The 26,298-nt window shown below is 58.6% G+C and carries 21 protein-coding genes and 2 tRNA genes; 2 read left to right on the forward strand and 21 right to left on the reverse strand.

Annotated elements, in window-relative coordinates; all coding sequences use genetic code 11:
* Window positions 1-15 precede the first annotated feature (15 nt).
* The 9 genes from virB11 to uvrB all read right to left on the reverse strand — a co-directional run bounded on the left by virB11 (window position 16) and on the right by uvrB (window position 9,447).
* Window positions 16-1,065, reverse strand: coding sequence for a P-type DNA transfer ATPase VirB11 (virB11, locus tag ACCQ01_RS13980; protein ID WP_005996067.1), 1,050 nt, complete (start codon window positions 1,063-1,065; stop codon window positions 16-18).
* 5 nt (window positions 1,066-1,070) lie between these two features.
* A complete protein-coding gene (locus ACCQ01_RS13985; protein WP_323370311.1) occupies window positions 1,071-2,240 on the reverse strand; it encodes a TrbI/VirB10 family protein in 1,170 nt (389 codons plus the stop codon).
* On the reverse strand, window positions 2,237-3,004 hold the full coding sequence (locus tag ACCQ01_RS13990; RefSeq protein WP_228431816.1) for a TrbG/VirB9 family P-type conjugative transfer protein: 768 nt from the start codon (window positions 3,002-3,004) through the stop codon (window positions 2,237-2,239). The genes ACCQ01_RS13985 and ACCQ01_RS13990 overlap by 4 nt, the downstream gene beginning before the upstream one ends.
* Window positions 3,001-4,008 carry a VirB8/TrbF family protein gene (locus ACCQ01_RS13995; protein ID WP_076038781.1) on the reverse strand — a complete coding sequence of 336 codons (1,008 nt, stop codon included), beginning with the start codon at window positions 4,006-4,008 and terminating at the stop codon, window positions 3,001-3,003. Before ACCQ01_RS13995 ends, ACCQ01_RS13990 begins: the two co-directional genes overlap by 4 nt.
* 129 nt (window positions 4,009-4,137) lie before the next feature.
* Window positions 4,138-4,548 carry a TcpQ domain-containing protein gene (locus tag ACCQ01_RS14000; RefSeq protein ID WP_228431828.1) on the reverse strand — a complete coding sequence of 137 codons (411 nt, stop codon included), beginning with the start codon at window positions 4,546-4,548 and terminating at the stop codon, window positions 4,138-4,140.
* 349 nt (window positions 4,549-4,897) lie between these two features.
* Complete coding sequence (locus ACCQ01_RS14005) at window positions 4,898-6,571, reverse strand: type IV secretory system conjugative DNA transfer family protein (protein ID WP_228431815.1); 1,674 nt, start codon at window positions 6,569-6,571, stop codon at window positions 4,898-4,900.
* Between the two features lie 33 nt (window positions 6,572-6,604).
* The gene (locus ACCQ01_RS14010; protein ID WP_115005818.1) at window positions 6,605-6,847 is read right to left on the reverse strand and encodes a hypothetical protein; all 243 of its coding nucleotides are present in this window, start codon (window positions 6,845-6,847) and stop codon (window positions 6,605-6,607) included.
* A gap of 407 nt (window positions 6,848-7,254) precedes the next feature.
* A tRNA-Val gene (locus ACCQ01_RS14015) sits at window positions 7,255-7,329 on the reverse strand.
* 96 nt (window positions 7,330-7,425) lie between these two features.
* On the reverse strand, window positions 7,426-9,447 hold the full coding sequence (uvrB, locus tag ACCQ01_RS14020; RefSeq protein WP_012437987.1) for an excinuclease ABC subunit UvrB: 2,022 nt from the start codon (window positions 9,445-9,447) through the stop codon (window positions 7,426-7,428).
* 138 nt (window positions 9,448-9,585) lie between these two features.
* Between uvrB and ACCQ01_RS14025 the strand changes: the two genes are divergently transcribed.
* The gene (locus ACCQ01_RS14025) at window positions 9,586-10,137 is read left to right on the forward strand and encodes a GspH/FimT family pseudopilin (RefSeq protein WP_228431814.1); all 552 of its coding nucleotides are present in this window, start codon (window positions 9,586-9,588) and stop codon (window positions 10,135-10,137) included.
* Between the two features lie 40 nt (window positions 10,138-10,177).
* On the opposite strand, the gene ACCQ01_RS14030 is transcribed toward ACCQ01_RS14025, so the two are convergent.
* From ACCQ01_RS14030 to grxD, 12 genes are all read right to left on the reverse strand, one after another.
* Window positions 10,178-10,254: transfer RNA gene (locus ACCQ01_RS14030), tRNA-Asn, on the reverse strand.
* A gap of 59 nt (window positions 10,255-10,313) precedes the next feature.
* Window positions 10,314-10,745 carry a type IV pilin protein gene (locus tag ACCQ01_RS14035; RefSeq protein ID WP_228431813.1) on the reverse strand — a complete coding sequence of 144 codons (432 nt, stop codon included), beginning with the start codon at window positions 10,743-10,745 and terminating at the stop codon, window positions 10,314-10,316.
* Between the two features lie 5 nt (window positions 10,746-10,750).
* Window positions 10,751-15,778, reverse strand: coding sequence for a PilC/PilY family type IV pilus protein (locus ACCQ01_RS14040; RefSeq protein ID WP_228431812.1), 5,028 nt, complete (start codon window positions 15,776-15,778; stop codon window positions 10,751-10,753).
* Between the two features lie 2 nt (window positions 15,779-15,780).
* A complete protein-coding gene (locus ACCQ01_RS14045) occupies window positions 15,781-16,254 on the reverse strand; it encodes a pilus assembly PilX family protein (protein WP_228431811.1) in 474 nt (157 codons plus the stop codon).
* A gap of 2 nt (window positions 16,255-16,256) precedes the next feature.
* A complete protein-coding gene (locus ACCQ01_RS14050) occupies window positions 16,257-17,513 on the reverse strand; it encodes a PilW family protein (RefSeq protein WP_228431810.1) in 1,257 nt (418 codons plus the stop codon).
* Window positions 17,510-17,989, reverse strand: coding sequence for a type IV pilus modification protein PilV (pilV, locus tag ACCQ01_RS14055; protein ID WP_228431809.1), 480 nt, complete (start codon window positions 17,987-17,989; stop codon window positions 17,510-17,512). The genes ACCQ01_RS14050 and pilV overlap by 4 nt, the downstream gene beginning before the upstream one ends.
* Window positions 17,986-18,504, reverse strand: a complete 519-nt coding sequence (locus tag ACCQ01_RS14060; RefSeq protein ID WP_228431808.1) for a GspH/FimT family pseudopilin — start codon at window positions 18,502-18,504, stop codon at window positions 17,986-17,988. The genes pilV and ACCQ01_RS14060 overlap by 4 nt, the downstream gene beginning before the upstream one ends.
* 277 nt (window positions 18,505-18,781) lie before the next feature.
* Window positions 18,782-20,167: a nucleotide 5'-monophosphate nucleosidase PpnN gene (gene ppnN, locus ACCQ01_RS14065; RefSeq protein WP_040941054.1), complete on the reverse strand. Its 1,386-nt coding sequence runs from the start codon at window positions 20,165-20,167 to the stop codon at window positions 18,782-18,784.
* 105 nt (window positions 20,168-20,272) lie between these two features.
* Complete coding sequence (locus tag ACCQ01_RS14070) at window positions 20,273-23,518, reverse strand: TonB-dependent receptor (protein WP_228431807.1); 3,246 nt, start codon at window positions 23,516-23,518, stop codon at window positions 20,273-20,275.
* A 394-nt stretch (window positions 23,519-23,912) separates the two neighbouring features.
* The gene (locus ACCQ01_RS14075) at window positions 23,913-24,512 is read right to left on the reverse strand and encodes a YhgN family NAAT transporter (protein WP_006450537.1); all 600 of its coding nucleotides are present in this window, start codon (window positions 24,510-24,512) and stop codon (window positions 23,913-23,915) included.
* On the reverse strand, window positions 24,509-25,249 hold the full coding sequence (locus ACCQ01_RS14080; protein ID WP_228431806.1) for an SDR family NAD(P)-dependent oxidoreductase: 741 nt from the start codon (window positions 25,247-25,249) through the stop codon (window positions 24,509-24,511). Before ACCQ01_RS14080 ends, ACCQ01_RS14075 begins: the two co-directional genes overlap by 4 nt.
* Entirely contained in the window at window positions 25,246-25,566 is a 321-nt protein-coding gene (gene grxD, locus ACCQ01_RS14085) for a Grx4 family monothiol glutaredoxin (protein ID WP_011037633.1), read from the reverse strand. The genes ACCQ01_RS14080 and grxD overlap by 4 nt, the downstream gene beginning before the upstream one ends.
* 121 nt (window positions 25,567-25,687) lie before the next feature.
* Between grxD and ACCQ01_RS14090 the strand changes: the two genes are divergently transcribed.
* Complete coding sequence (locus tag ACCQ01_RS14090) at window positions 25,688-26,266, forward strand: superoxide dismutase (RefSeq protein WP_228431805.1); 579 nt, start codon at window positions 25,688-25,690, stop codon at window positions 26,264-26,266.
* The last annotated feature ends 32 nt before the right edge of the window (window positions 26,267-26,298 follow it).

The following is a 26,298-nucleotide window of genomic DNA, read 5'->3' on the forward strand; positions in this document are numbered from 1 at the left end:
GAAAGAATTTACCCCTCAACCGCCGCGCAAGGTTCTCAGAGGATCGAAGTCGATGCCCGTGATGAACCGGCGCCCAGCGTGCGCCTTGATGTGAACCACGATGTCGATCGTCATTCGCAGCAAACGCTTGATCACTTCGAACTCCAGACCGGAGCCTTCGTTGGATGCCTTCACCATCAAGGCCAACTGGTCCCAGGTCTGCTCGACACTACCGGCGTGGCAACTGGTGATGGAACCCGGATGTCCCGATGCGCAGTTACGGATGAAGTAGAACGACTCATCACCACGCAACTCGGCCAGGATGATGCGATCCGGTTTCATGCGCAGGCATGCCTCCATGCAACTCTTGGCAGTCACATTGCTGGCGCTCTGTCCGCCCTTCGAATACAACAGGTGCACGGAATTGGGCTGACTGATGAACAGCTCACGCGCGTCCTCGATGGTGACAAGACGTTCTTCGTTGGGGATGTGATTGACAAGTGCCTTCATGAAGGTGGTCTTGCCGCTGCCTGTTGCCCCAGCCACGACTACATTCTTCTTGTACAGCACGCACTTTTTGAAGAACTCGGCATAGTCACGTTTACGGCGCAATTCCAGCAACTCCTGGTCATGGTCGCTGACATCGGCCGACTGTTCCAGGACCTCGTCAAAGAAACCGTCATGTTTATACTGCTCCAGCGACTTCGTATGCTTGGAAGGCAACCGGATCGTGATGGATACCTTGCCGGCGTCGCATGCCGGCGGCATCACGAACTGTGCGCGCTGTCCCGTCGGAAAAGTCAGTGATACCACCGGGTCGGCGTCGGTGATACGTTGCCCGGTATTGCTCTCGTTAACGACTGCAGTACAAAACTGCCGAGCACGGTCGTAAGTGAGCGACGGCACATCAACCCGCTGCCACCCATGAATGGTCTCAAGATAGAGCTCACCCGGACGATTGATGCAGATTTCGGTCACGTCAGGCGAGTTCAGGTAATCCAGGATTCCCAGCACTGAGTACTGGTAATCCAGGAAGTCATTCGAGATGCGCGCTGTCGGGGAATCATCGATCGTCATGGCAGCAATGTCATTCACTTCGGCAGGACCGCCGAGAAATCGACGTCCTTGGCAACATATACGTTCAATACGGTGCCTTGATTGATCGTCAAGGTTGCTGGACGGCGCCCGGACTTTTCGACAGCCTGCTCGGCAAGCTGTTGCATGCTGCGGGCAGTATTACTTTCGAAGGGCTGCTGAGTGACGATCCCGCTGCCGACACCAATTGTAGTCGTCTCTGGACCATATTCGGCAGCCGCATACTTGAAGGCATCGCTCAGCAGGCTGATGAACAGCGCAGATGCAATCTTGTTGCCCCAATGTGCGTTGTAGTTGCCTGGATGACCAGCGCTGCCTAACGTGTCAATCCCAGGCCCCACGAGCGTGACATCCAGACCGGTCGGCGTGGTGACACGATCCCAGACCACCTGCAGACGCCGTGTCGTCGGCTCCCCGGCGCCGTACTGACCAAGCATCTTGGAACCCTTCGGCAGCAGCAGGTTATGCCCGTTGATGGAGTACACCGGCTCGGTCACGATGCACGATGTGTAGCCGCCGAAATCGGAAATGATCCGGGTCTCGAGAATGCAGCGTATGTACGTACCACGCACCAACAATCCGTCCGGGTTGCTGATCGGCTTCGCCAGTGTGACAGCAGTGTCTTCCTCTCCAGGCGCAGCTGGCGGACCAGCTTGACCTGGCATGCCTGCGCCGTTCGCGGCGGATTCGGCAAGGATTCGGCGCTCCAACAATGTAGGACCGCGCGGACGTTCCGGCGCAGAACCGGACTCTTCGCTATCAACAGTCGGCATCGGCGGTAGTGGCGGCAGGCTTGGCTGCTGCGCGAGAGGCACGGGCGCCTCTTCGACGGGCGCAGTCATATTTTGCGGCAGCGCAGGCGCCACAACAGTCTCAGCTCGCGGCTTCGGCGGCGCTGAATCGTCTCCACTTTGCGTCGCCAACCAGAAGATGACGAGAATCAGCAGAGCGGCGATGGCAGCCAGAAACACGAGCGCCTTACGATTCAGGCGCTTGATATCGCTGGAGCGCAGCACCGGCTCATTCGCATCCAGATCAGGCGCGGCACCTGCCTGTTGACGCGCGAAGTACGGATTGTTGTGCTCATCGTAGTCGCCGTTTCGCGACTCCTCCCCGCGGTTGTTCGAGGAACGATCATCTGGACTGTTTGGAATATTCGAGTTCACTTTTGCTTGTTCCTTCGCAGACCGAGGACGTTATCGCCGTGGCGAACCACCAGGAAAGGATAGGTCCCATGCACAATCAGGGTATTGCCTTCCACCGTCGTATTGACGAGAAAATCCTCGGCGTGCTCTTTCTCTCGAGCGAATACCGCCGGGAAATTCCCAGTCGGAAACCGCGTCAAATCCATATTGATGTAAGTGAACTTGCCATCATCGTATACCCGGCTTGGAATCAGCCAGGATTTCTTGGTGCGCGTGGAGTAATCATAATTATAGTAGTAACGGCGATCCTTCAGGATCTTTGCATTCAACAGCGGACCTTTCTTTGATGTATCTGCATCTTCGACGTTGTTGAAGCTAGTATCTTTCGGGTAGGTAAATACCACCTTGTATTGAACACCCGCCTGCTTTGCCTGCTCCAGGCGCTGCCAATCTGTTGCGACCACTTTGAGCTCAAGAATGTAGGAATGCGTCGCCGTACGAATCATCATATTCGTGTCGACATCGACGTTTTTTGGCTTCAAATAAAAAACATTCTCACGCCGAGTGAGTTCCCAGCCACCAGTGAACCCGGTGCTGTAGTCCAGAATTTTCTCGTTCGGGCTGAGCTCGACCTGCGTGGTAATCCCCAGACCCGTACGTACCTGATAGATACGATCAGGCGCATATTCGTATTCCTGAACCACCTGCGCCGCTACTGAAAAAGCACATAGTGCAAGTGGCAGCGCTGAAAATAACGCAGCCCTGTACCGATTAAAGAGTTTCATCGACCGCTTGCTCCATTGACATTATTCGGCGTCCCTTGGGGTTGAATCGCAGGCTGACCTGGCGGCTGCATCTGATCGGGAAACGCTGGCTGTGCCTGCTGTTGCGGCACGCCACCCTGCGGCAATGCTCCTTGCTGGAGCGGAACGCCCCCTTGCGGAATCGCACCGGAGACATTTGCCGCGTTGGGATCGACAACGCCTGTGCCAGGCTGCTGTGCCGCTGCCTGAGGCTGCGCATTGATGACAGCACCAGTGGCAGGCGCTGCTGGCAGCGAGGAGTAGTCGTTATCGACCCGATAATCTGTCACCCGGAATCCCAGGGGATTTTCGACACGCAAGCTATCACTCATCTCCAGATTGTCCTGATAGACGAAGCCCATGGTGGCGATCTTGTTATCGAGCAGCGTGGAGAGCGTTGAATTCTTGTCATATACGGTCCGCTGGAAGCGCACGGTCGCACCTTTGTAGGGCTGCCCCTTCCCGCCGATCAGCGTGATACTTAGGATATTGACGCGGACTGCGCGAAGCTTGCCGTACGTATTCAACGGCCGTAGCGGATTGTTTGAAGAATGCAGTGCGCGATATTCATTCACAACATTTGTCGTTCCCATTGCCGACACGGTATTCCAGTCACGTTGACCGATGATCGACAAATCAAACGATTCACGGGCGATGATGAAGCGTGCGATATTGCTACGCGCCAAGGCCTCACTCGTAGTAATCGTTCTCCCACCAAAATTCGCTTCAAGCTTGGCGATAGTGCTTGTACCCGAATAGGCGTCTGCCATGACTAGATAGGGCACTTTCTCCTTCAACGGCAGCATGTAGTAATAGCCGCCCGCAGTCATGACGGTCACGACCATCGACAAGGTCGCCACAATCCACGCGCGCTTTTCACTGCGGCGCGCAAGATCAGCGATGCTCACCTCGTAATTAACCGCCTTTTGGACGGCCGCCCCGACTTGGGCAGATCCATCTTTCTCACTGACCTTCTTACGCAACATGTCTAGATCCGTCACCGTGGGGCCTTGTCAGGCCTGAAACTGTTGCCGCGATGGGTTGCGGGCATGGGGGAAGCATGGACATCCTTGTAAATGTGATGCCTCAGGTGCATCGCATCAGTCGACGCTTCCTTAAAGCTTGGATCCGGTTGATACCGCTACGGGCTGTACGAGTAGCTTGTTGGCAGAGACTGACACCGAGACTCCTTGCGCGGCATACACCGCGCTCAGCTCTGTTGCGGCCTGGTGCACGCTGGTGGTGCTGATATTCGAAACCGGTGCAATCAGGGTGTAGTCCGACGGTAAGTTGTAGGACAACTGCATGTTGGAGTCTGCGGCCCAACGCTCAAGCATGGTCTTCAGCGTGCCGTCCATCGGCGTGGCCTGATACGTGTAGGAGGTGTAGAGCGGGATTTCGGTCGGGGCCTCGTCAAAATGATTGACGTGTTTCCAGCGCCCGCCAAAGTCGGGAGCAGGCTTGGTCGCGCAGGCGCCAGCCAACATGGCAGCCGCTAACACCAATGACAGCTTGGACACATACATCGGATTCACTCTGACTTCTCCAACTCAGGAAATTTCGGACTTAATGATGGATAGCACAGCGGCCCCGCGCACCTAAAGGTGGCAGAGCAACAAGGGCTTTGAGAAACCGGCTGGAAACGCGAGGCGCACATGAACCGCCCAGGCAGGCGACGCAGTGCGGCGCATACGCGCAGAAGAAGCAAATGAGCACATCAAAGAACCATCCATAGCCTTACTCCTATACGACCCCATCCGGCGCCGCTCCCCTTAACAAAAACCAACAAAGCAGGAATTCTGGGTAACTTTGCCCTTAACGGACACATGAGTCAAGAATTACCCATACATGGCCTCAGCCGATATGTGATGAACATCACACACTGACAGAAAGCGTTTTCACATCCGTTTTTGGCAGCAGCCGTGCCGTGAAGTACCGGTCTTCGTAGTAGCGGATCTTGTCGCACTTCACCGGGTGCGGGATTCCTTCGTATAGGAAGACTTCCTTCTCGTTGCCCATGGCCTTGAGCTCCTGCGGCAACATCAGCGCCCGGCGCTCCTCGGAAACGCTATGGGTCGTCTCACGGCCTCTGGTGACGTTCTTCTTCTTGATGGTGGTGTACCCCAGCATCTCGGAGTAGTCATTCGCGTCCTGCTGCTCGCGCGGGGCGTAGAGGATCTGCAGGGCGTGGTTGGTGATGATGGTGCGCGAGAGGTCCTTGCCGTAGGTGGCGTCCAGCTGCGCCATGCTCTGGATGATGGGCAGCAGACGGATGTTGTAGCCGGCCATGTAGGCCACGGCGGTGGAGATGATGTCCACCTTGCCGATAGAGGTGAACTCGTCCATCAGCAACAGGCACTGGTACTTGAGCTCAGGGTTGGACTTGGGCAGTTCGCGGGTGTTGAGGTTGATGATCTGGCTGAAAAGCAGATTGATGATCAGGCGGCTCTCGGCCAGCTTGTTGGGCTGGATGCCGATGTAGATGGTCATCTTCTTCTTGCGCAGATCCGTCAGCAGGAAATCGTCGGCGCTGGTAGCAGCGTCCAGAACGGGATTGATCCAGGCGTTGAGCGGCTCTTTCAGGGTACCCATGATGGAGGCGAAAGTCTCATCCGCCTGTGACAGCATGTTGGCAAACGCCGACTTGGCGTTGCTGCTGAGGAACCTGCGTTCGGACAGCGACTTCAGATATTTCTTGAGGTCGGTGCCGTCGCCCGACGAGAGACGGTAGATTCCGCCCACCGTAGGCGCCCCTGCCCCGCCCGGGAAGCCCAGTGACAGCTCCTCGTCCCAGTTTTCGAACAGATAGAGAGAGAACGCCATGAACGCGTTGCGCGCCTGGCTGACCCAGAATTTCTGATCGTCGGAACCGTCCGGGTACAGCATCGCGGCGATGCTCATCAGATCCGAGACGCGGAAGGCCGGATCGGCCGACACGTAGGTGAGCGGGTTCCAGCGGTGCGTGCGGCGATCTTCGGCAAACGGATTGAAGAGAAAAACCTCGTGCCCCTGGCTGGCACGCCAGCCGCTGGTCAGATCGAAGTTTTCCTGCTTGATGTCCAGAACCACCACCGATTCCTGGTACTCGAGCAGATTCGGAATGACCACGCCCACGCCTTTACCGGAGCGCGTCGGCGCGGCGAGGATGACGAACTGCTGGCCACTGAGCCGGACCAACTTGCCATTGAACTTGCCGACTACGATGCCATTCGGGCTTGGCTTGAACAGCCCATGCTTAGAAAGATCGGCAGCGCCCGCAAAGCGCGCGTCGCCATGCAGCGCCTTCTGCTTGGGCTTGACCAGCAGCACCATGCCGATTGCCCAGACGATCCCCGGCAGGCCGAAACCGAACGCCCCAGCCAACTTGATCTTGGTCACGTACGGCGCAACCTCCGGAAGACCCATGGCGCTGACGTAGCGATAGTAGGTGTCCCACGCGTACAGCTTGGTATCCAGCCGCAATAGCAGCAACGTCAGGTAGCCCGACAGGCAATACCCGATGAGCATCGTCACCACGGTGGCGATTGCGGCGATTTTGAGCTTGGACACGCGCCCTTCTCCCTGGCTTGCTTCTGTCAGCGTTTAGCGACGAATAGTTGACTTGTGATCCAGAGCGTCGGACCTGCGCCCACCGCCTTCGCTTTCGACCAGTGAGTCGATCCAGACTTTGGCCTGATCCAGCGAGAGGTCGGGCGTCAAGCGCGTGCCCGCGTCCGTGACCACTGCGTAAGCCACGACGCTGTCAGCGGCATAGACCTCTTCACGCGTGATGGCCACGACGCGATAGCCCCCTCTGGTCAGCACGGTGTGCTGGTACTCGTCCATCGCCAGTCTTCCTTTCCGTCAGCGCGGTAGGCGATGCTAAAGCAAGACGTGCGTCTGAGAAAGCGATTTCAGCGCTGCCCATGCCCGGCCCGGCTCGCCATGACACAGCGGGTGCCCAGCGATCACGGCCGCAATACCACGAAGTATGATTTTTCCCGCATTTTTTGCGGCCTGAGGCAGGCCCTAGCCCATTCTTGACCAGTCAACGCGAGGCGTTGCCAGTTGGGATGAAATACCGCCTTTCGCGGTGGGCTGGGCCCGAGGCCCGAGAGGACGGCTTGTCGCCAGAATAAAAGCACCCGCAAGGAAGCAGAGCTTTACAAGTCCCACGGGTCACTTTGGGGTCAGTGGCAGCCATCGCTGCCGGTGTTGAACCACTCAAGTCGCTGTGCCGTCTGGACTTGGAGTGGTGGGCGGTACAGGGTTCGAACCTGTGACCCCTACCATGTCAAGGTAGTGCTCTACCGCTGAGCTAACCGCCCGTTTCCTGCGTCAGCATTGCGCTGTGCAGGGCGCGCATTCTAGCGCAGGGATTTGGCCGCCACAAGCCCTACCTGCGCGATCGCGACGTAGGCATCTCACGCGAGGCTGGCTGCCTTGAGCTTCTGGATCTGGTCGCGGATCTGCGCCGCCGCCTCGAATTCCAGATCCTTGGCGTGCTGGTACATCTTCTGCTCGAGTGCCTTGAGCTTGCCGGCGATTTCGGCAGGCCCCATCGCGCGATAGTCGGCGGGCTCCTCGGCCACCTGGCGCGACTTCGAGCGTCCCTTGCCAGCCTTCTTCTCGGCTGCGTCTTCGCGCGCACCTTCCATGATGTCGGAGATCGGCCGCGCCACCGACTTCGGGGTGATTCCGTGCTCGAGGTTGTACTCAACCTGCTTCTCGCGCCGGCGGTCGGTCTCGTCGATGGCCGCCTGCATCGAACGCGTCATCTTGTCGGCATAGAGGATTGCCTTGCCGCGCAGGTTGCGCGCCGCGCGCCCGATGGTCTGGATCAGCGAGCCGGTGGAGCGCAGGAAGCCTTCCTTGTCTGCGTCCAGGATCGCAACCAGGGATACCTCCGGCATGTCCAGGCCTTCGCGCAATAGATTGATGCCGACCAGCACATCGAACTTGCCAAGGCGCAGGTCGCGGATGATCTCTACGCGCTCCACGGTGTCGATGTCCGAGTGCAGATAGCGCACGCGAATGCCGTGCTCACCGAGGTATTCGGTGAGGTTTTCGGCCATGCGCTTGGTCAAGGTGGTGACCAAGACGCGATCGCCCAGCTTGATGCGCTCGTGCACCTCGGACATCAGATCGTCGACCTGTGTGCCTACCGGGCGGATCTCGACCACCGGGTCGATCAAGCCGGTGGGCCGCACCACCAGCTCGGTGATCTCGCCGGCAGATTCGCGCAGCTCGTACGGCCCCGGTGTTGCCGACACATAGATGCTACGCGGCGAACGCGCTTCCCATTCCTCAAAGCGCAACGGGCGATTGTCCAGCGCCGACGGCAGGCGGAAGCCGAATTCCACCAGCGTTTCCTTGCGCGAGCGGTCGCCCTTGTACATCGCGCCGATCTGCGGAATGGTCACGTGCGACTCGTCGATCACCAGCAGCGCATCCGGCGGCAAGTAGTCGAACAAGGTCGGCGGCGGCTCGCCAGGCGCCTTGCCGGTCAAGTGCCGCGAGTAGTTCTCGATGCCGTTACAGAAACCCACCTCGGCCATCATCTCCAGATCGAACTGCGTACGCTGCGCCAGGCGCTGCGCTTCCACCAGCTTGTTCTGCGAATACAACTGCTCCAAGCGCTCCTTCAACTCTTCCTTGATCGTGTCGACAGCGCTCAAGGTGCGCTCGCGCGTGGTGGCGTAGTGGGTCTTCGGATACACGGTGTAGCGCTGCAGCTTGCGCAGCGTCTCGCCAGTCAGCGGATCGAACAGCGTCAGTTGCTCGATGTCGCCATCGAACAGTTCGATGCGCAAGGCCTCGGTGTCCGACTCGGCGGGAAACACGTCGAGCACCTCGCCGCGCACACGGAACGCGCCGCGCGTGAGTTCGAATTCATTGCGCGTGTACTGCAGATCAGTGAGATGGCGGATCAGCTGGCGCTGATCGATGTGCTCGCCGATCGAGAGGATCAGGCGCAGCGACAGATAGTCTTCCGGCGCGCCGAGGCCGTAGATCGCCGACACCGTAGCGACCACCAGCGAGTCGCGCCGTGACAGCAGCGTCTTGGTCGCCGACAGACGCATCTGCTCGATGTGCTCGTTGATCGAGCTGTCCTTCTCGATGAAGGTGTCCGACGACGGCACATACGCTTCAGGCTGGTAATAGTCGTAATAGCTGACGAAGTACTCCACCGCGTTGTTCGGGAAAAACGACTTGAACTCGCCGTACAGCTGCGCCGCCAACGTCTTGTTCGGCGCCATCACCAAGGTCGGCTTCTGAACCTGCTGCACGACGTTGGCGATGGTGTAGGTCTTACCCGAACCCGTCACCCCCAGCAGCGTCTGCTTGGCCAGCCCCGCCTCGAAGTTGGCCACCAACTTGTCGATGGCCGCAGGCTGGTCGCCGGCTGGGGAATACGGGGATACGAGCTCAAAGCGGTCGGTCATGGAACAACTCTCGGGGAGGACGGTACGAAACAACGGAGGTCCTTGAAGGTAGAAACCTGACAGCACGCCAGGCCAAAGCCCCCTGCTGCACCACGCAATCACCGCAGAGACTGCTACTCCAGCCAACGGAGAGGCGTGATGCAGACAGGACCTCAGTCACCCGCAAAAGGGTACACGGCAACCGAGCTACTCATCGTGATGGCAGTGCTCGGCCTGCTTGCCGCAATTGCACTGCCGAGCTTCAGCGGCCTGATCGAGCGGCAGCGGTTGCAGACCCGCGTCCACCTACTCACGGCACATCTGGCATTGGCCAGAAGTATGGCGATCATGCGCCGGACTGCGGTCAGCGTCTGCCCCTCCGCAGATGGAACCATGTGCCGAACAGACAGCAACTGGTCCGCAGGGTGGATCCTTTTTGCGGATCCCGCCAACGCAGGCCAACCAAGCAGCGCACTGTCCGTCTTGAGAGTTGAACAACACGCGACGACGCAGAGCTTGAGTGTCACGAGCACAGCAGGAAGGCCGCTGATCCGTTTCATGCCTGATGGTCGCAGCGGCGGCAGCAACGCCACGATCAGCCTCTGCATCCAGTCAGAGCGAGTGGCCGATGTCGTGATCAACAACTCTGGCAGAGCCCGATCCGTTCGCTACGCAGCAGCGCGTAGCTGCCCAACGCCGACGGAAACATAAACAAGAAGGCCGCGACTAGTCGCGGCCTTCTTGCACATCTTGGCGCCCGAAGTTGGACTCGAACCAACGACCCCCTGATTAACAGTCAAGTGCTCTAACCGGCTGAGCTATTCGGGCGGGGAGGCGAATTGTACCGACCTTCTATGCAGCCTGCAATACCCTGCGTGCACTCGCCCTCACCAGCAATCAGACTGAGCCCCGGTCTTGCGGCCTGCCTGATCGATCGTCATGGTCCCACACTTGTCTTTGACCTGCCCGGCCCGCGGAACAGCCTGGATTACGAAAGTAGACCTAGTCGAATCACGTGGGAACGACACAGTGTAATGAGCGGCCGTTAGCGCGCTTGCCTCTCTTGGAGACCAACCAGCTGGCAGCGCAAATCCGACATAGGTGTTGTTGACGGTCCTGAAGCGCTCCGCTAATTGAGCGTATTCGACCAGGTCCGCCTTTGCCTGCCCACGTCGCGCCTTGCGCACCTGCTCCTGGTATGACGGATAAGCCACCGCTGCCAGGATTGCGATGACGGCAACCACGATCATAAGTTCGATCAAGGTGAACCCTTGAGCCGACCGAACCCGCGCGGGCAACAACTTCGTGTTCTTGAGCATTCGGATCACCTCAGTTGTCGCCAGGACTGGCGCCCGCAAGCACGCAACATTGAAATCGACTTCGTCGGATCACTTGGATCAAGCACCACTTCACTGCAGCGCGAATCAGCCGGAGCTCCCGGCGTCACCGGCAGCGGGCATCCTGGTGCACCCGGGGTGCAGAAAGCTGGACCGCCCGGCACCGGCCGCGTTATTCCAACACTCTGGTTGGGTGCGTCGCCACCTGCAGCAATCGCACCTGTCCCACTCCCACCAGCAGCAGATCCATCCGCACGCGTGACGGTACCGACCGCAGCGCCCCCCGTCGTCGCGTCGAGGATATACAGCCAGTTAGTGCCGCCGGGATTACAGTTGACACCGACGCCGGGCACGTACGTGGGGAAGAAGACGCGCCCACCCTGGATCGATGGAGTACCGATGAAGCGCTCTCCCTTTGGATCTAGCTTGTCTACGACCAAATCGATATACCACCCGCGACTGGTGAGATAGTTCACTGGATTACGCGTGATATCACGACTGCTCGTCGTACTCGCCGATATTGTCTGCGCAACCAGACTGGTCCGCCCAGCCGTGGTCACAGCCGTGCCATTGTCCCAAATGCCATACAGTGCGCCCACGTTGTTGCTGCCATCATCACCGACGACGAAGTAGCGCCCCGTTCCGAAATAGACCATGTAGCCAGTACCCGGACCAACTGCCACCTCAACGCCGCCTGTAATGGGTTGGCGATTGCCGAGACTGTCACGTGCGACAAACAGCGGACGTGGATTGTTCAAGCCGTCGGCATAAGCGACTGCCCATTTAGTTGTATCAGTACCACCAAGATTGAACTTCCACATGTTTCCGTGCAGGTCGCCGCCGTAGACGGTGTCTACCAGGCCGTCGCCATTGGTATCGACGACTGCGAGGTTACCCAGGCCGTTATAGCCCAGGTTGGGGATCGTCGTTTCAGCTGGATCAAGATCGTCTCGCGCTTCAATCTTCTTGATCACTGCGCCCGTGGCGAGATCGACCACAAATAGCACCGCCCTTCCATTGGCACTGTTGTAGCCGTTTCCGAAGATAGCAGCCCACGTCCCACCCTGGAGAGGAACAATCTGCGGCCTGCCCATGGTGAAGCCCATGTCGCTGTCGCTGATGCTGTTGAACTCCCAAAGCACGTTGGTAGCCGCAAAGGTGCCCGGCGTAGTGACGTCAAGCGCAAAGATTGACCGCCCACCGGCACCGGTGCCGCCTACCAGGACCGAGCGCCAACTGTTGCCGATCAACGCGTCGCCAAGCGCAAGCTTGCCGTCGACGTAATACCGATGCTGATAGTTGCGGTCCGCTAGATACGCCGTTCGATTCAACACGCCATTAGGCACATAGCTAAACTTTTCGACACCCGTATCGTCGAAAGCGTGCAGCATGCCGTCGTTCGCGCCGACAAATACATGTTCACGTGCTGACGAGCCGGTACGCGCGCTCACAAACGTGGCGTATGTGCTTCGCGCTGTGTCGGAAAGCCCGGTAGCGGCAGCCCAGCCGTAGTTGGCGCGTCGCGTTGCAATGACCGGCGAGGAATTGATGATGTCGCCTAATGGCCCGCTCCGTCGACGAAATGGCGCAGTGTTGAGCGTTGTGCCTTCCATCGATTTTTCGCCGCGCAGATAGCTGACCAGCTGCGCTGGTGTCACCGAGCCACCGAAATTGGCGGTTACCTGCCCAGGAGTATAGCCAAGCCGATTGAATATCTCCGATGCATCTGTTGCTGTATTTCCGCTAGGCGTTGCAATGAGTTGCGACGCCTCGAACTTACGCACCGTAGATTCGCGATTGACGCTGGTCACATTAGAGAGCGCTGTGAAAATATTTTTCGCGGCAACGCCCTTGCTATCTGTCGGCATTGCGGTGCTGGCAGACCACAGGATGCTACCCAGCGTGCCGTTCTGATTGACCTGGTAAGCATTCAGATTGCCCACCCAATCCTGACCATCACTCGTGGTCGAGTAAGTGGGTACCACGCCAAAGGATCCTGCCGAAACTCGCGCCCCCGCCAAGGCAATCGAGCCGCTACTGCCTGCCTGATTCTGGATGGAATCAAACGCTTTGCCGAGCTGGTTCCTGAGATCGAGCGGATTGCTGACCAAGAAATAGTTGGTTGGATTGCCGTCCGCGTCTACGGTTACACCTTGGTCGTTACCATACTTGGCGGCGTACCAAAGTGGGTCTTTCAACAGCGTCGCACCGGCAGTTGCTCCAACCGAGAAGACTCGAGTCGTGGTCGGCGGCAAGCCTGTGCAATCCGAAGGCATAGAGGCAGTGTTGCAGTAGCCAGGAGGACGCCCTGGCGGGGTATTGAAACGATATGCCGTCTGACTGGCACAGCTATTACGTGTGCCATCGTTCGCGGTGCCGTCCCGTAAATCGCAGATCTCAAGGTAGACGCCATCCTGAGTCGTACCTGAAATGACATAGCCCATATGCTGGATGTAACTACCGGCGGCATATTCGGATTTAAGCGTCACCTGGAGCTGATTCGTCTGATCTACCGCCAAGGTGTAAACCGCAATGGCGTCCATATCATGATCGGCGCCCTGCTCTACGTCTTCGTAATTGATCCGAAACTCCGCATAAGGACGTCCTCCATTGAGGCTTGCGTCGTAGTCTCTGCCCGATGCGCCAGACGTATTGGCAACGCGCTGAACGTAAAAGTCGACAATCTGGTCGGTGGGCTGGAATGCACTGGTGGCGGAGATCACGCCACCGCCCACGGACTTAGCAAAAGGCACCAGCGTCACGCGCCCGTTGCCGACAGGGAAATCAAACTTAGGCAATGGCGATGCCAGCGCCACCGAATACGTTCGGACACGCTTGTCGCCACCAATCTTGTTATTCGCACCATACCGCGCAACGGCCGCCGAATAATAAGTACCCTGCTTACTGGGTTCCTCGGGCGCAAGCCCACGCAGCGTGGACATGTTGGTCGCGACCTTGGGGGTAGGCGCGTTGTCCGCCACCTTATTTGACTCGCCGATAAATATCTGACGACTACCACCACCTTCAGCTTGCCAAATTGCATCCGCCTCAGTGGAAACATTCAGCCCTTGCAATGAGGTGGGATCGCCAGACGCGCTGATACTGGACCATTTCGAACCAGGCACTTTGAAGTCGTAGGAGGGATTGATGTCGCTCAAGACCGTCATGGTCGGCTGCGCACAGATCGGGTAACCGCCACCGCCATCCGCCGTCGCTTTATATGGCGATCTCCAAGTCGGCTTTGAAAGTTGCAGCGTGGCGACGTCCGGGGAGGCAGTGCTGATATCGTATTCCGTGCGGGGGCCACTTGCACCCCCGAAGTATCGGAGAGTCTCGTACATCATCTCCGCCACAGGATTACCCCACATCCAGCACTCGCCGGCGTTGACCGGACGATCAACGATCCACCCACAACCGTAGGTATAGTCGCCGTAAGAGAAATCCAGCATACGGAACGTGCTGATGGTATGCACAATTCCTTTGACATCCCCATTAGCGCCGCAATTCGTGTTGAGGCAGAATTGTCCGGTGTTCGGATTCACCTCGCGCGAGAAGCTCGCCATATTGCTGCGCAGGATGCCGCCGGCAGTATTTTTCTCGTAAGAACCCGTCAACAATCCGAAGTACATCCGGTCGGTTTCACCGTAATCGTGCAAAATACCAGTCGGCTTATACGATGAATTGTTTGCATAAATTTTGCACGTTGAGTCGCGCAGGGTGGCATCGTCCGGACACACCTGCACGCGCAATGGATAGTCGGTGAGCGCAGCGGCTCCCCCTTGTGGCGACCTTCTCCAATAAAGTTGCCAGTTATCTTCCCCGGCGCCTTCCTGATGGCGATACCTGACGGTATACGTTCCTGCATTCAATGCAATCGAACCCGAATGTGAATTAAGTGAATCCACATTACTGTTCTGTCCGTGACCTCCATACCAGCCTGCGACGACTTGCCCGTCGACCTGAACCTCCACTGCGTCGTCGCCGTTGACCGCAAACTGGTAGGTTCCCGAAGAAGGTATGACAATGCTGCCGGCGAACTCCGTTGAATAATTATCCTGACTGCAGCTATTAAATGGGGTAGCAAACGAATTATTGCCACCACCACTCTTATTGATTTCAGCAACTGAGCCGGCACCGCATCGCTGAGATTGCCCAAACCCAGAAAAGTTAGAATTCATTTGGCTTGCATCATTCGCAACAGAGCTAGAACGCCATGTAGTCATTCTAAGATTGCGATAGCTCGACGCAGGAACCAGCTCCCAACTTTCGGTCGAGGTTAGACAATTCACCTTAGTACTATTCGTTGTGAAGCACTCATTACCCGCGACTGGCCGCTCAATCGAAACCCAATTCCATATGCGGTATGTCGAATTATTGAGAACGCGCATCTGCGGGGTGCCGTTGTCAGACAATGTAGTGACAGCGAATAAGTGGTAACGACCAGAAGCCGGTTGACTGAGCGGCGTATAATTCGAGATGTCGTAGCCATCCCTAGCAACGCTCGCATACTCTTTACCCCAGCTGTGCGCATCCTGCGGTGTGAAGGAAGCCTTTAGAATTGTCTGTGTTGGCGTATCGGTGTCTCTGTAACCACCAAACAGCACCTTGCGCAATGCATCCATACGCGAAGTAGTGACATAATTGAGGAAGTCACCACTCCATGCACCAGAGCATTGCTTGTTATTAGCCACAGAAACCGGCTGGAAGAGCGCGCCAGTCGCCCTGTAACAAACATTGGAATTATAATATCCATAATACGTAATCTGATCCGGCTTGTAACCCACATCCAGGACGCGGTCATTATTCAGATCCGAAGCGTCGTTATAAGCTTCGTAATACAGTTTATGGTCCCGCCCCATGACGAGCATGTTGAGCGGTGGAATGATATTGCGCGTAAACAGTGGCGCTTGCGCAATGTTCAGCTGTCCGGGCGCTGAGATGCCGGCCTGGATCAGAAGACCCGCGGCAACCAGGACGCTAGCCGGAATGATGTATTTCAAGAAAGTGATTTTCATGCTCAAGGCCTAACGAAGATCGTGTCGACAGCAGACAGTGACGAGGAGGCTTCCGCCGAGTCACGATCCCGGCTAAATACAGTGGTTCTGAACATGTTGCAGCTACTTTCGGATTGATCTACACCGCTGCCAGCACTGCACTGTTGAGTGCAGATACTGATGTTGCGCGTCCGCACGACCGAAACGACGTCATCTCCCACGCCTTGCGCCCACGCCGTAGGATCATAAGGAACCTGACAATTCTCATAGTCGTACTCGAGGCCGCTATTGATTGTCGCCTCTCTTTCTCTCACGCGTAACTCAGCTTGCTGAAAAGCAGCATTGGCGGCCATATAATTGGATGACATCCGTTCCTGCATCGTTGCGACCTGCATGCCGACAATCCCAATCAATGCCAACAGAATCAGCATGATCAGCGCGACGTAAAGCACGGCGCCCCGCTGAGCAGCAACGTTTTCGAGAGAAGGATTCTTCATCACTAGTTACCGAATAGTCTGTTGCGAAGCGCCACGGTCGCCTCATACACGGATCGATATTGACCATCCGAGGGAGGCGTGACGGTCACAGCAAGCACCGAAGGCTTTGCCACGGCCTGCTGGGTGGCTGCGGTTTCGGAACTTGCCCCTCGTACGAGCAGGCCAACTTGCACAGCGCCTACTCGGCGCCAGCGCGACGCATTCTCAATTCCGCCCAGGATATCCGCCGTGTTCGTGTTGCTGATGTAACCAGTCGGCGGCCCGGTCAAAGGCGCGCTGTCTTCGCCGTAAGCCAGCTGCAGCAATTCCACGCCTTCAACCATTTCTTCGGATGTTGTAGTCAGGCCGTTCGCTCCTGGTGCGGAAGTCCACCTTGCACGATAGAGCGAAGGCGTATTGGTCTGAGCATTCAGTGCAACATAATAGGCAACCGACTCGGCGCGAAAAAGGGACGCGTTACCGGGGCGAAATGCAAGTGCGCCATCATATTTACCGAGAAATGCAAGATCGGTCTTGTTCAAACCTTTTTTCTCTACACTCATCCCGGTGGCGGTTGGCGCTGCACTTGCTTGGAAGACAGTTGCACCCTTGCAGTCCGCGATCGCATAGAGTCCCGCACCTCCGGTCGCGACCTTTGTATTACCTGCAACCGACTCATCGGGGTACGAAATCGATGGGTTGCTGGCAGGAGCAAATCCGGTAACCATTTCCTCTATCGGAGAGAAGGTACGCAGCACAATGATATCGCTCCCCTTCAGCGGACTAAGAGCCGTCAGTTGGCTGGGTAGCGCTGGGCTCCAATCACTAGCGTTTCCCGCAGCTGGCGATGCGAGCAAGGTCAACGCTTTCCCTGGGTCGGTTCCGGTCGCCTCGAATCCCTGTATCGACACATCGAATCGCAACGGAAACGGTAGGCTGGCGACAGCATTTTTATCGCGGTCGTCACCTGAAAGAAATAGCGAGCGAATATTGCCGCCGGTTGGATTTCCGCTAGCATCTGTACTCAGCAACACCTGGTCGTTGACGCAACCGGCATGACCGGCCATGCGTATATCTCGCGTCAGAAAGTCCATGGCAAAACGCCCGTTTTCTTGATTACGCGCGATGCCCTGGGAGAGTTGATACGCCGTTCGCGATGCTGCAAATACCTGAATCACACCGATCAGAAGAATGGAGCTGATCAGAAGCGCGATCATCAGTTCGATCAGAGAAAGACCTGCGGCCGCGGCAGCAACCCGGTGCCCTGCATTGTTCTTCATAAGCGGCTCGTTACGCTAAGGGCAGTTACTTGCTTTGCGACGTCGGTTTCCCAGTGCTGGTCACCCCATCGCACGGTGACAGTGACTTCTCCATTCGCTTGCAGGCTTACCTGCGCCTTGCCGTCCGGAAGCGCCTCTACGACATCGCATCTCCAGCGCTCCATCACCTTGGTAGGCGAGCTGTCGACCGGCCTTGCGCAATTGGTTCCAGTCACGGCATCAAAGCTGTCGTAAGTAATCGCAGTGTAGTAACCAACCATGCTGCGTTGCGAACGCATCAAATCGATCACTTCGTACGCGAGGTTGCTGGCGATCGTTCGTTGCTGAGCACTTTTCGTAAAACGCACGTTTGTCGTCTGCAGAAGTGCAAAGCCCAACAGTCCAACTCCAAGAATCAATAATGCAATCAACACCTCTAGAAGAGAGAAGCCCGATACCTGGCGAGCGGACAATTCTTGTCTATTACGCTTGATCATGGGCAGTTGCTCTTTGCGACACGCACGTTGCCGGTGATAGTAACGGTCAAGACTCGTACCACCGGTTGGCCAGTTGGGCATTTCGTCGGACGCAGGGTTATAGCTTGATCTGCGCCAGCAACGCGTCGCGCCCTGGAGTCAAACGCGACAGCCGTAACGCCGGGTGCATTGACGGTCATATTTGGATTGACCTTGGTGTAGCGTAAAACCGTCTCGCCTGAATCATAGGAGCCGTTTGCGTTGGCATCGGCCCAGGAGATCCAGCCATTGGACCATTGGCCACTACACGTCGATCCATCCGAACTCGCACAAATACCACCACCACGGGTGCTACGAATCGCCTCGCTTCGGGCCAGCGCAAGCGAGGCGACCAGCTCATTTGCGGTTGTGGCCGCCTGATTGGAGCGAATAACGCCTTGAAACGACGGCAACGCAATGACTGCCAGAACAGTCACTACCGAGATCGTGACAAGAAGTTCCACAAGAGTGAAACCCCGGGCACGCAATTCATTCATCTATACGCTCCCCAGCGTTGATGGACGTAGAGTGGGAGACGTTCGGTACGGTCGCAACCGTTCACTGACAAACGGCAGGAACCGACCGACGAACGTCATCACAAAAGCGAAGGCGGGCCCCTTAGGCAGAGGCCTGCCCTACGGCTCGCCTCTTTGGGAGCCAAGCTTCACTTAGTGAACGGCCTACCTCATCGCCCGTGCCAGCCCGCAGTTGATCTTGGCAATTGCGCGGAACCTTGAGCTGACCTCGCCGTGCCAAGAAAGCCGAGCAATCAGCTCAAGTCACCACCCGATAACAAGGCCGGTAATCCCCCGAGATCTTCATCCGGCGTTGTTCGACGAAGCCGCGCAGCAGTTCGTCCAGGGCCTGCATGATGTCCGGGTCGCCGTGGATCTCGAACGGGCCGAACTCCTCGATGCGGCGCATGCCGTCTTCCTTGACGTTGCCGGCGACGATGCCGGAGAAGGCCCGGCGCAGGTCGGCCGCAAGCTCTGGCGCCGGGCGGCCGTGGTGCAGGTCCAGCGCAGCCATGGCTTCATGGCTGGGCACGAACGGCTGCTGGTACTCAAGCGGGATGTGCACCGACCAGTTGAAGTAGTACGAGTCTTTCTGGTCCTTGCGGTGCGCGCGCACCTCGTGAATGCCTTCGGCCATGCGGCGCGCCACCGCGACCGGGTCGCCGACGATGATCTCGTAGCGCGATGCGACAGATTCACCGAGGGTCAGGCGGATAAACCGGTCGATCTGGGCGAAGTACGGCGCGGCAATGGTCGGCCCGGTCAGGATCAGCGGGAACGGCAGGTCGGCGTTCTCCTCGCGCAGCAGGATGCCGAGCAGGTACAGGATTTCCTCGGCGGTACCGACGCCACCCGGGAAGACCAGGATGCCGTGACCGATGCGGACAAATGCCTCCAGGCGCTTTTCGATGTCCGGCATGATCACCAGGTGATTCACGATCGGGTTCGGTGACTCGGCCGCGATGATGCCCGGCTCGGTGACGCCGATATAGCGCGTGTGGTGCTTGCGCTGCTTGGCGTGCGCGATGGTGGCGCCCTTCATCGGGCCCTTCATCGCGCCCGGACCGCAGCCGGTGCAGATGTCCAGGCCACGCAGGCCGAGCTCGTAGCCCACCTGTTTGGTGTAGAGATATTCGTCGCGCGAGATCGAATGGCCACCCCAGCACACGACCAGATTCGGGTCGGACGGCTGCAGGATGCGGGCGTTGCGCAGCTGGCCGAACACGGCATTGGTGATGCCTTCGCTGGTATCCAGGTCCGCACGCTGCGCTTCGAGCTCGATGGCCATGTAGGCCAGGTCGCGCACCACGGCGAACAACAGCTCGGCCACGCCGCGGATGATCTCGCCATCCACGAAGGCCATGGCCGGCGCGTTGATCAGATCGATACGGATGCCGCGATCCTGCTGATTCACCTGGATGTCGAAATCCGGGTACAGGTCACGCGCGGCACGCGGGTCGTCGGATGCGCTACCACTGGTCAGCACCGCCAGCGCACACCGGCGCAACAGCTCATGCATGCCGCCACTGGATGCATCACGCAACCGTGCCACTTCTGCCTTGGACAGCACGTCCAGGCCACCACGCGGATAGATCCGCGCATCCACCACCGGCAGCGCCCGTGCTGCCGTACTGCTGAGTTCCATAGCTTGCTCCTGTCGTCTGCGCAGGACTTTAGCGTACTCACCCGCCCAAAAGAAAACGGCCGGGAGAACCCGGCCGTTTTTACAACATGCAACACGCTGGCCAGATTAGAACTGGTAGCGGAAGCCCAGCTGCAGGGCCCAGCGGGAGATGCCGCGATCGTCATACACCGTGGCCTGATCCGGCGTATTGAAGCGATACACGTACTTGCCACTGGCTGCATCAATGCCGCCGTATTCCACGACACCACGCATACCCGGGAAGCCATACTCCTCGACCTGGCCCCACTTCTTGTTGAGCAGGTTGCCGACATTCATGACGTCGAGCCACACAGAAGCCTTGTTGCCCTTGAAGAAGCCAGGAATCTCCTGCTCGATATGCAGATCGAACTGGTTGATCCAAGAATTACGTGCGCCATTACGTTCGGCAACCTGGCCACGACGGGCAGCCAGATACTCATTGCCTTCAATGTAGTTCCAGAATGCCTGCTCTTCTCCAGCAGAACCGAACAACACATCGCCGCGACCTGCCGGGATGTACAGCAAGTCATTCAGGCGACCATCGCCATTGGCATCGTTGTCGAAGGCATAGCTGTACGGACGACCATTGCGGCCCTGGTAAATCAAGCCAAGCTTGGTCTCGTAGTCGCCGAAGAACGCATGCTTCCAATTCAAGGTACCCAGGATGCTGTTCTTGATTTCATACGCTGCGGTCGATGCAACGTTTTCGTTGGCCTGGAAAACAGCGTTGTTGCCCAGCTGCGAGCCCGAGGTTGAACTGGTGAGACCACTGACTTCATCGGCATCGGTATAGGTGTAATACAGACCCCAGGACCAGTCACCGCCATTGAAGGGCTTGTTCAGGCCGACGGTGAAGCTCTCGCTACCACCCTTGTCAGTTGGACGCGCGATGATGGCGTCGTTGTAGTTCGGATTGCGCGACCCGCGCGCATCGACCAAGGAGCCGGTGCCACGCACACACGCAGCTGGAGCGCCCGTACCTGTCGGGTTACGACCATCGGCCATCCAGCAAGCGGGATTCAGACCCTGGGTATTCCAGTAAAGATTACGACCATCCTGGCCCACTCGGGTGGTGTTGCCCAGATTTAGCTGCTGGTAGTAGATCGCCTCGTTGACCTGAGTCACCACTGCTTCCGCAGACGCCACGATGCCGTACCAGGGCAGCTCGGTGTCAAACGCCAGGTTGGCCTTCCACACCGACGGCTGACCCAGCTTGCTGTCGACGAAATCGACAGACTGCGTTGCACCATTCACCGACCCGTTTCCGATTGGCTGGTTATTGATGTCAGGGGTGAAGCGAATACCGTTGGAATTCACCAACGCCTGGCTGGAGAAGTTGTAATCCGTGTATGCCAAGCCAGTGTTCGAGTACGGGTTCGAGAGCCATACCGTCGCCGCTGCGCCCTGGAAGAGGCCGACGCCACCACGCAGCTGGGTGGGACGATCGCTGTCGAACGTGTAGTTGAAGCCGAAGCGCGGCTCGAACAGACCATTACCGTCGATGGTCTGGTCATTACGGAAGCCGAAGATCGTTGACGCCGCCGCATTGTAGGCAGGGCTGTTCTTGACCATCGGCTCGTCGTAACGCACACCAAACGTCAGGGTCAGATTGTTATTGACGGCCCATGTGTCCTGCAGGAACACACCGACGTTCCGCATGCCCCAGTCCGCAGCGACATCGTCGATGTTTCCGGTATTGGACCGCGAGTAGCGATAGTTCAGCGGGCGATTCGCCGCGTAGTCGGCAATCGAGTTGAAGGTATAAGAACCGAATACACGCTGACCGAACAGATTGAAAAGATCGTTATCTTCGTAGTCGAAGCCAAACTTGACGGTGTGGTCATTCAAGAACAACGTGCCCGCGAAGAAGGCATTCCACGTTTCGGTACGCAGCTCGTTGGCCTGGGTGCTCTGCTCGGTGCCCAGGTTGACGGTGTTGTTACCGATACGCACAGCGACGGCCGGCAACTGCGAAGCGGCCGTACGCACCGCCGAGTAATCACGGTACGAGACCTTGGCTTCAGTCGAGAAGGTGTCGGTCCAATCACTGAACAACTGCGCGGTATAGGTTTTGAGGCTGAAATCGCGCACGTAGTGAAACGAATTCAACGACAGCGCCTGGTTGCCAAACCCGTTGAGGTTGGCAGTGCTCTGCTCGCTCTCGCCATAACGGAAAGAGGCACGGTGCTTGTCGGAGATATTCCAGTCGAGCTTGAAGCCCTTTTCTTCCGACTCCGAATCCAGCGCAGGCAGCGCGAGCGTGCCGGGGTCAAAGCCGTAGACATTGCGCGAAATGTCGATGATACGGTCGATGTCCGACTGCGGGATCTGAACGATATTGCTCTCGCCAGAACCGATCGGACCGTAGCCAGAGGCTCCGGTAAACACGCCCTTGCCCTTGTACTTTTCGTAGTTGGCGAAGAAGAACAGCTTGTCCTTAATGATCGGGCCACCAAGGGTCAAACCATAGGTGGTCTCGTCATCGAACAGCTGAGGGCGGATATCGTTCTGGTTCTTGCCCGACCAATCGTTGTCGCGATAGGTGCCGTACACCGAACCATGGAATTCATTGGTACCGGACTTGGTGACCGCATTGATCACACCACCGGTTGCGCCGGTAATGGTCACGTCGTAATTGGCGACATCAACCGAGATTTCGTCGATGACGTCCATCGAGAACGGCTGACGCGGCGTCGGCAAACCATTGGATTCGAGGCCGAACGCATCGTTGGTGCTGATGCCGTCGACGCGGATCAGGTTGAAGCGCGGGTTCTGGCCGCCCACCGAAATCTCGTTGCGCGCCTTGTCGGTCTGCGCCACGCGGGGATCCAGGCGCACGTAGTCCTGCAAGTTGCGGTTAATCGACGGCAGCGATTCGATCTGCTCGCGGGTCACGTTGGTGCCGGTACCCATCTTATTGGCGCTGAACAGCGCCGAGCCGTAGTCGCCGCCAATGGCCTGCACTGCACCGAGCGTGGTCACGTCCCCACCCAGAGCCGCATCCACGCTGTTGACCTGATTCAAGTTCAGGAAAACGCCTTCTTCGGTCTTGGTGCCCTCACCCGACTTGGTGATGGTGATGGTGTACGGGCCGCCCACACGCAGGCCGCGCGCGTTGTAGCGTCCGCTGGCATCGGTGGTGGCGCGGCTGACGGTGCCCGATTCGACGTGGGTGATCGTGACTTCGGCATTCGGCACCGGCTGACCGCCGCTGCTGGTGACCAGGCCAGCGACGCCGGCGGAGGTGCTCTGTGCGAACACGGGGGCGGCGGCGAGTGCAGCAACGAGACCAAGCGTGAGCTTGGACATGCGGAGACAACGGGGGTGGGTCATTTCGGTAGCCTCGATACAGGTTGGGCAGTGACAAAAAGGCGCAGTCAGCCCAACCGTTCCCGGGGGTGGGCTGCCGATGATCTGGGGTCCCTTGCCGCGCGGCTGGTTGCTGCCGCAACGGTTAACAACAGATTAACACGCTAAGGCCTGATTGTGACGGCCGCGTGACAAACTTCGCGCACTGCAACATGAACTTCGCATGTGAAGACGGAAACGCCAAGGTGCGCAAAGTCGCGTGCGATGTGAGATGGACGTCTCGGACTCGGCAATGGCATCGAACGTCATGCAACCAAGTCATCGCTTGGGGCCACCCCTCCCCTTGCGCAGCTGCGCCAGGGTCAAGCCAGCTAGGCCACCGGAAGCCAGATCAACACCAGCAGCCGGCGGCGAAATCTCAGATCGATACCGGCAGCTTGAAATACGTGCCCAAGCCATCCAGGAACATCTGTACCGAAATGGCGACCAGCAACATGCCCATCAGGCGCTCGATTGCGGTCAATGCGCGATGACCGAGCAGTTTGTACAACAGCGGGGCCGAGGCCAGGATGGTGGATGCACCGATCCAGGCAATCATTAACGCCAGGCTCCAATCCCATAACCGGGTGGGTTCGTTGCTGCCCATCAGCATCACTGCGGCCATGCCGGACGGGCCGGCCACCAGTGGGATCGCCAGCGGCACGATGAAGGGCTCGCCGTCGGGAATCTCGCCCATCAGGCCTTCGGGGCGCGGGAAGATCATGCGGATGCCGATCAGGAACAGCACGATGCCGCCGGCGATCGCCACCGATTCCTGCCGCAGATGCATCAACTCCAGCGCGTACTTGCCGCCCCACAGAAACGCCATCAGCACGAACAGGGCGATCAGCAACTCGCGCGCGAGCACGAAGCGTTGGCGCTTCGGCGGCAGCGGCTTGAGCACGCTGAGAAACACCGGGATGTTGCCGAGCGGGTCGAGGATCAGGAACAGCAGCAGCGCTGCCGACAGAATGGTCATGCGGGGGGGCTCCAGATCGCACCGCGGTGCGAGGCGCCCGCCATGGACAACAAGGTGACGCAGGCGCCGGCGTAGCGCGCGGGATCCAGCGCGTCGCTGTCTTCCTGATGCGTGAATGCACGTGCGCGCAAGGCGGTGCGCATCGGCCCTGGCTGCAACCCGCTGACGCGGACCGGACCGGCGGCCGTTTCATGGTGCAGGCTGGCAATCAAGCCACGTTGCGCATGCTGTGCAGCGCCGTATGCGCCCCAGTAGGCCTGGCCGACACGCGCGGGATCATCCACGACGAACACCAGCGCCGCATCCTCTTGCTGGCGCAGCAGCGGCAGGCAGGCCTGGGTGAGCCAGGCACGTGCGGTCAAGTTGACATGGATGCTGCGTGCAAACTCCGCAGGCGCGGCCAGTTCAGCCGGCGTAAGCCCGGCGAACTCGGCAGCGCAATGCAGTACGCCACTCAGCCCACCCAACTCGGACTGCAGCCGCTGTGCGAGCGCGGCGTAGTCGTCCGGCGTCGCGCCGGCCAGATCCAGCGGGTACAGCAATGGCGCTGCGCCCTGCCCGGTCAGCGCGTCATAGACCCGCTCGAGCGGGCGCAGCTTGCGGCCCAGCAACACCACCGTGGCACCCGCCTGTGCGCAGGCCTGCGCGGCCGCGGCGCCCAACCCGCCGGCGGCGCCGGTGATCAGTACGACCCGCCCGGCCAGCGCCGCCGCAGCGGCTGCCTGCGTGGTGCTCACGGCTGGTAGGCCTCACTGACGATACGCTTGAGCTCGCCTGCTTCGAACAGCTCCATGGTGATGTCGCAGCCACCGATCAGCTCACCGTGGATGAAGAGCTGCGGGAAGGTCGGCCAGTTCGAATACCGCGGCAGATTGGCGCGGATTTCAGGTTCTTCGAGCACGTTGACGGTGCGCAACTGGTCGGCGCCTGCGGCCACCAGGGCCTGCACGGCGCGGCTGGAAAAACCGCACATCGGGAATTGCGGGGTGCCTTTCATGAACAGCACGATCGGGTGCTGCTCGACTTCGGCCTGGATCCGTTCCATCACCGGCATTGAACTCTCCTGACTGGGAGCGGCAGGCCCGACCGCCGGGTCGGATAGACTTCCGCAAAGGCGCGCATTGTAAGCCTTCAACGCGCCCTCTCGCCGGACTCCCTTCGCTGCCCCGAACACCATGCCGATCGAACACCTTGCTCTGCCCTACTCCCGCGCCGCCCTGGAGCCACATCTGTCGGCTGCGACAGTGGACGCCCACCATGGCGTGTGCCATCGCAGCGAGGTCGAACGGCTCAATGCGCGCATCGAAGGCAGCGAGTTTGCCGAGCTGATGCTGGAAGAGATCATCGCGCAGGCGCAGGGCACGTTGTTCCAGCTTGCCGCGCAAGTGTGGAACCATAATTTCTATTGGCAGTGCCTGCGCCCGCGCGGCGGCGGCGAACCCATGGGCCGGCTGGCCGACAGCATCGCGGCATCGTTCGGCGACTTCGTGCATTTCAAACAGGAATTCAACTGCATCGCGCTCGGCACGGTGGGTTCGGGCTGGGTGTGGCTGGTGCAGCGCCCGGATGGCAGATTGGCCGTCGTGGCCACTCCAAATGCCTCCACGCCGCTGACCGGCCCGGACACCGCACTGCTCGCCTGCGATCTGTGGGAACACGCCTACTACCTGGATCATCAGCAGGACCGCGCGCAGTACCTGGATGCCTTCTGGAAACTGATCAATTGGGACTTTGTGGCCAGCCGTCTGCGCTGATGCGCTTTGGCGCATGCTGAGAAGTGCAGCGC

This window comes from Xanthomonas sp. NCPPB 4037 (assembly GCF_041475695.2).
Lineage (GTDB): Bacteria > Pseudomonadota > Gammaproteobacteria > Xanthomonadales > Xanthomonadaceae > Xanthomonas > Xanthomonas campestris.

What these genes read in the sequence shown, in the direction of transcription:
- ACCQ01_RS13990 (WP_228431816.1), bottom strand. Translation starts at nt 3,004, where the DNA reads ATGAAACTCTTTAATCGGTACAGGGCTGCGTTATTTTCAGCGCTGCCA.
- ACCQ01_RS13995 (WP_076038781.1), bottom strand. Translation starts at nt 4,008, where the DNA reads ATGTTGCGTAAGAAGGTCAGTGAGAAAGATGGATCTGCCCAAGTCGGG.
- ACCQ01_RS14000 (WP_228431828.1), bottom strand. Translation starts at nt 4,548, where the DNA reads ATGTATGTGTCCAAGCTGTCATTGGTGTTAGCGGCTGCCATGTTGGCT.
- ACCQ01_RS14010 (WP_115005818.1), bottom strand. Translation starts at nt 6,847, where the DNA reads ATGGACGAGTACCAGCACACCGTGCTGACCAGAGGGGGCTATCGCGTC.
- uvrB (WP_012437987.1), bottom strand. Translation starts at nt 9,447, where the DNA reads ATGACCGACCGCTTTGAGCTCGTATCCCCGTATTCCCCAGCCGGCGAC.
- ACCQ01_RS14025 (WP_228431814.1), top strand. Translation starts at nt 9,586, where the DNA reads ATGCAGACAGGACCTCAGTCACCCGCAAAAGGGTACACGGCAACCGAG.
- ACCQ01_RS14035 (WP_228431813.1), bottom strand. Translation starts at nt 10,745, where the DNA reads ATGCTCAAGAACACGAAGTTGTTGCCCGCGCGGGTTCGGTCGGCTCAA.
- ACCQ01_RS14040 (WP_228431812.1), bottom strand. Translation starts at nt 15,778, where the DNA reads ATGAAAATCACTTTCTTGAAATACATCATTCCGGCTAGCGTCCTGGTT.
- ACCQ01_RS14045 (WP_228431811.1), bottom strand. Translation starts at nt 16,254, where the DNA reads ATGAAGAATCCTTCTCTCGAAAACGTTGCTGCTCAGCGGGGCGCCGTG.
- ACCQ01_RS14050 (WP_228431810.1), bottom strand. Translation starts at nt 17,513, where the DNA reads ATGAAGAACAATGCAGGGCACCGGGTTGCTGCCGCGGCCGCAGGTCTT.
- pilV (WP_228431809.1), bottom strand. Translation starts at nt 17,989, where the DNA reads ATGATCAAGCGTAATAGACAAGAATTGTCCGCTCGCCAGGTATCGGGC.
- ACCQ01_RS14060 (WP_228431808.1), bottom strand. Translation starts at nt 18,504, where the DNA reads ATGAATGAATTGCGTGCCCGGGGTTTCACTCTTGTGGAACTTCTTGTC.
- ppnN (WP_040941054.1), bottom strand. Translation starts at nt 20,167, where the DNA reads ATGGAACTCAGCAGTACGGCAGCACGGGCGCTGCCGGTGGTGGATGCG.
- ACCQ01_RS14070 (WP_228431807.1), bottom strand. Translation starts at nt 23,518, where the DNA reads ATGACCCACCCCCGTTGTCTCCGCATGTCCAAGCTCACGCTTGGTCTC.
- ACCQ01_RS14075 (WP_006450537.1), bottom strand. Translation starts at nt 24,512, where the DNA reads ATGACCATTCTGTCGGCAGCGCTGCTGCTGTTCCTGATCCTCGACCCG.
- grxD (WP_011037633.1), bottom strand. Translation starts at nt 25,566, where the DNA reads ATGCCGGTGATGGAACGGATCCAGGCCGAAGTCGAGCAGCACCCGATC.
- ACCQ01_RS14090 (WP_228431805.1), top strand. Translation starts at nt 25,688, where the DNA reads ATGCCGATCGAACACCTTGCTCTGCCCTACTCCCGCGCCGCCCTGGAG.